Here is a 4,658-nt window from a genome sequence, read left to right on the forward strand (position 1 = left end):
GTTCATGATCACGCTCGAATTGGCTGATGAGGCCGCCCTGAAGGCCGCATCGGGGCGTTGCTCCTCTTCATGCAGGACACCGCGCAACTCTTCGATGGCGCGATCGAGTTGCTCGTCCGGCTGGTCGAGGTCGGCTTCCGCCTTGGTTTTGGCCATGATCGTCTCCAAATGCTCAGGCGCGTCCGGCGGCAGCCGGCATCAGCCCGTCGATAAAGTCCTGCCCGGCGTCGTAAGGATGCCTGATCCGGACGGTGTAATTCTGTCCCAGTTTGCCGAACTCGCATACGAACAGCGTCTTGCCCCGTGCGCTGAGACGCGCCTGGGACTGGGCCGTTTCCTCGAATTCGATGACGTCGCCGATTTCGAAACCGGCGAGATCGCCGAGCGTCAGCCGCGCCAGCGGCATCGTGGCCTCGAGCGCCACGGTGGAGCGCATCACCTCTTCCGAAAAGCGGGCGCGCCAGCTGGGGCCGTGATCGTCGTCGCTGACAGGCACGGCTCCGTCGCGGCTGGCCAGCACGACGCGCTGCGGCATCGTCACCGTGACGGTGCCACTATCGGCCGGCGTCGAGATGCCAAGCACGATGCGGATTGCCGCGCCATCGCGCAGCACATACCGCTTCGCCTCGGTGCCGGACATCGCTCGCGGCGCGGGCAGGCGCAGGTCGAGCGAGCGCTTTCCCGATCCGTTGAGGGCCTGCGCGACCTGCTGGAACACCATGGTCGAAACATCGATTTCGATCTGCGACAGATCGCGTTCGATCGGCGATGCCGGCAGATCCGGGTCGCCGCCGAACAGCGTGCAGACCATGATCGCGATCGCCGGAGCATCGATCACCAGGGTCATCGCATCAGAGGACGCCGACGAGCCGATCACGGTCATGGCGAACGTGTCGCCGGCACGCGAACGCGCCTCGGGAACGCGGCTGACCTCGATCGCTTTGAGGTCGACGACGACCGGAACGCCAAGCTCGCTGGTCAGGCTTTTCTGCAACAGCGGTACGGCGCGTTCGGCCATGGCGCGGCCTGCGTCGATGACCTGCGCGGCCTCGCCGCTGTCGCCGACCAGACGCTCGATGATCAGCGAACGCGCTTCCGCTGGGCTGCCCGGACTGGTCATGACAGTGCTGGGACCGATCTATCGCGCATCGTTCAGGCGGCCTTCTTTTCGACGGCACCGGTATTCATCGTGCTCTGTTCGACGGCATCGATCGTCGGCCGTTCATAGGACGAGATGGTCTTGCGGCCGAACTCGATCGCTACCTGCGGCAGCGCACCGTTCATGTAGGCCAGCAGTGTCTGCTTGACGATGATATAGAGGCGGTTCTTCTTTTCGCGCACCGTCTTGATCTTGGCCGCGACCGGTCCGACCACCGAATAGGACAGGAAGATGCCGAGGAACGTTCCGACAAGTGCGGCACCGATCAGACCGCCGAGGATTTCCGGCGACTGGTCGAGCGCGCCCATCGCCTTGACCACGCCGAGCACGGCGGCGACGATGCCGAGCGCCGGCAGGCCATCGCCCACCGCCACCATCGCGTGATAGGCCTTCATCTTGTCGGACCTGATGGTCTGGATCTCTTCGTCCATCAGCGCCTCGATCTCGTGCGAGCGGGCATTGCCGATGATGATGATACGGCAGTAGTCGCAGATGAAATGCGTCAGGTCATGATTGTGCAGCACGGTTGGGAACGCCTGGAAAATCGCCGACTCTTCTGGATTGTCGATATGCGCCTCGACCTCGCTGCGGGATTTCGACCGCAGCTCGCGCATCAGCGAGTGCAGCACGCCGAGCGTCTCGAGATAGTCCTGTTCCTTCGGCACCGCCTGCTTGAAGGCTTCGAGAATGGCCTTGCCGGTGTCCTTGACCGTCTTCATCGGATTGGCAACGAGGAAGGTGCCAAAAGCCGCACCACAGATGATCACGACCTCCCATGGCTGGATCAGCACGTGAAGATGGCCGCCCATGGCCATGAAGCCGCCAAGGACGCAGCCGAGCGTTACCACCAGTCCAATCAGAATGCCCACGACAGGTCCTTCCGCATTTCACATCAGGAGCTAGGGATAGTCCCCGTGCCTTGTGTGAGGCTTGAATCGAGGGCTTGGAAGCGATTCAGTTTCGCGCAAGGAAGTAGGGGTATTGTGCCGGCATAGCTTCGGCCGGAGGCACGTCTTTGCTCAATACCTTTACGAGCTACCAGCTCATCACCAAGGACATTTCAAAATCGATCGACAGGATCGAGCAGCAGCCCGTGGTTGATCGCGACACCAAATATTATCTCGCGAATATCACCAAGGTGAAATCGATCGACGATTTCGTCAAAAACGACCGTTTGTTCAAGTATGCCATGAAGGCCTACGGGCTGGAGGACATGGACTACGCCAAGGCCTTCATGGTCAAGGCACTCAAGGAAGGCGTCTCCGATCCCGACAGCTTCGCCAACAAGCTGACCGACAAGCGTTACGCCGAATTCGTCAGCGCCTTCAACTTCGCCGCCAACGGCGCCGATGCGACCATCTACAACAAGACACAGCAATTGGTGACCAAGAACTATGCCATCCAGGCCCAGATCGCCGGCCTCGATCCCAATTCGGCCTATGTGAAGGGCGAGACGACATACTATCTTGCCAACATCACCAAGGTGAAGTCGATCGACGATCTGATGTCGAACAGCCGGCTCTACACATACGCGCTGGCGTCATTCGGTCTCGACTCGGCGACGGAGGACAAGGATCTCATCAAGCGGGTTCTGCAAGGCGGCGTCCGCGACCCCCACAGTGTCGCCAACAAGATGACGGACAAGACCTATGCCGCGCTTGCCTCCGCCTTCAACTTCGAAGCCTATGGCGAAAACACCACCACCATCAATCCGGCGCAGCAGCCGACCGTCGACAAATACATGCGCCAGACCCTCGAAGAGGATGCCGGTCAGGCCAACCAGGGCGTGCGGCTGGCGCTTTACTTCGATCGCAAGGCCCCAACCATCACCAGCTGGTATGACGTGCTGGCCGACACCGCGCTTGCCAGTGTCGTGCGCACCGTGCTCGGCCTGCCCGATTCCTTCGCCACCGCCGACGTCGACAAGCAGGCGCAGCTGTTCGAGCAAAAACTCGACATCTCGGATTTCTCCGACCCCGAGAAACTCGGCAAGTTCCTGACCCGCTTCACCAGCATGTACGAGATCAACCACCCGACTTCATCGGCCGTCACCTCGGTCAGCGTGCTATTTGCCCAGCCACTCACCGTCGGCATCTCCACCGACCTGATGATGGCCATGCAGAAATTGAGGTTCTGAGGCCATCATGCGGGACAGCCTGTACGTCGCCCTTTCGTCGCAGATCGCGCTCGAGCGGCGCCTCGACACCATCGCCGACAACGTCGCCAACGCCTCGACGATCGGCTTTCGCGCTACCGGCGTGAAGTTCGAGGACGTCGTCTCCGGCACCGGGCAGAAATCGGTATCCTTCGCCTCCCCGGGCAAGACCTACCTTTCCGGCGCCCACGGCGCCTTGAGCGAGACCGGAAATCCCTTCGATTTCGCCATCCAGGGCGATGCCTGGTTTGCCATAGAGACGCCGGTCGGCACCGTCATGACCCGCGACGGCCGCTTTTCGATGAACGAGAACGGCGAGCTGATGTCGATCGAGGGCCACCCGGTGCTCGATGCCGGCGGCTCGCCGATCCAGCTTGATCCCCGCAACGGCCCACCCAAGGCCGGGGCCGATGGTTCGTTGCGCCAGAACGATCAGCTTGTCGGCTCGATCGGTCTCTACAATTTCGACCCAGGCCCGAACTTCGTCCGCTACGGCAATTCCGGCATCGTTCCGGCACGCACCCCGGAGCCTGTCACCGACCGCTCCGATGTCGGCGTCGCCCAGGGTTTTCTCGAAGAGTCCAATGTCAATCCGGTGCTGGAGATCACCCGGCTGATCATGGTCCAGCGCGCCTTCGAGAACACCGCCGCCCTGATGCGGCAGACCGACTCGTCCACAGACGAGGCGATCAAGACGCTCGGCTCGAAATAATCCATGTCGCTCGACCAACCATCCCTGCGCGCACCCGAAAGACAACTCCAGCCGGCGCCGGAAGACCGGCTTGCCGCGCTGGAACGGGTCTGGCGGCGTTTCGCCGACGCCGAGGCGCTGCTCAAGCGCGGCGGCCGCGTCATCGAAGTCACGCCCACGCACTACAAGGTGCACGGCCTTTCCGGCTTCGCCAGGCTGGGCGACATCGTCGAGCAGCGCGGCGATGCCGGTGCGCGGCGCGGCGAGATCGTCAAGATCGGCCGCGACGAGGCCGTCGTGGCACCCTTCGAACGCAGCGCCGATTCCGGCATCGGTGATGCCGTTTTCCGCCGAGGTCCGCTCGTGGTGGCGCCGCATGCCTCGTGGCGCGGCCGCACCATCGACGCACTCACCAGGACGATCGATGGCGGCCCGCCGCTCGCCCGGGGAGACGACACATCGCGCGGCGCCCAGACGACGCCGGGAGCCATGGCGCGGCAACGCGTCGGCACTGCCTTCATGACCGGCGTCAAGGTCATCGACATCTTCACGCCGCTCTGTTTCGGCCAGCGCCTTGGCATCTTTGCCGGCTCCGGCGTCGGCAAGTCGACGCTGCTCGCCATGCTCGCCGGCGCCGACGCATTCGATACCGT

The 4,658-nt window shown here is 62.8% G+C and carries 4 protein-coding genes and 1 pseudogene; 3 read left to right on the forward strand and 2 right to left on the reverse strand.

Features of this window, described 5'->3' with window-relative positions:
• Positions 1-172 precede the first annotated feature (172 nt).
• Together EN939_RS21560 and motA are read right to left on the reverse strand one after the other, a co-directional pair.
• Positions 173-1,120, reverse strand: a complete 948-nt coding sequence (locus EN939_RS21560) for a FliM/FliN family flagellar motor switch protein (RefSeq protein ID WP_127269588.1) — start codon at positions 1,118-1,120, stop codon at positions 173-175.
• Between the two features lie 32 nt (positions 1,121-1,152).
• Positions 1,153-2,028, reverse strand: a complete 876-nt coding sequence (gene motA, locus EN939_RS21565) for a flagellar motor stator protein MotA (protein ID WP_127269589.1) — start codon at positions 2,026-2,028, stop codon at positions 1,153-1,155.
• 146 nt (positions 2,029-2,174) lie between these two features.
• Here motA and EN939_RS21570 point away from each other — a divergent pair, with 146 nt between their 5' ends.
• From EN939_RS21570 to fliI, 3 genes and pseudogenes are all read left to right on the forward strand, one after another.
• Complete coding sequence (locus EN939_RS21570; protein WP_127269590.1) at positions 2,175-3,296, forward strand: DUF1217 domain-containing protein; 1,122 nt, start codon at positions 2,175-2,177, stop codon at positions 3,294-3,296.
• 7 nt (positions 3,297-3,303) lie between these two features.
• Positions 3,304-4,026 carry a flagellar basal-body rod protein FlgF gene (gene flgF, locus EN939_RS21575; protein WP_127269591.1) on the forward strand — a complete coding sequence of 241 codons (723 nt, stop codon included), beginning with the start codon at positions 3,304-3,306 and terminating at the stop codon, positions 4,024-4,026.
• A 3-nt stretch (positions 4,027-4,029) separates the two neighbouring features.
• Positions 4,030-4,658: pseudogene (gene fliI / locus EN939_RS21580) on the forward strand (flagellum-specific ATP synthase FliI); the annotation flags it as partial.

Origin of the sequence: Mesorhizobium sp. M7A.F.Ca.CA.002.05.1.1 (assembly GCF_003998335.1) — a bacterium.
In the GTDB taxonomy this organism is placed as follows: domain Bacteria; phylum Pseudomonadota; class Alphaproteobacteria; order Rhizobiales; family Rhizobiaceae; genus Mesorhizobium.

Bases quoted from the DNA above. Each gene is read 5' to 3' on its own strand.
- flgF (WP_127269591.1), top strand. From the start codon at position 3,304: ATGCGGGACAGCCTGTACGTCGCCCTTTCGTCGCAGATCGCGCTCGAG.
- EN939_RS21560 (WP_127269588.1), bottom strand. From the start codon at position 1,120: ATGACCAGTCCGGGCAGCCCAGCGGAAGCGCGTTCGCTGATCATCGAG.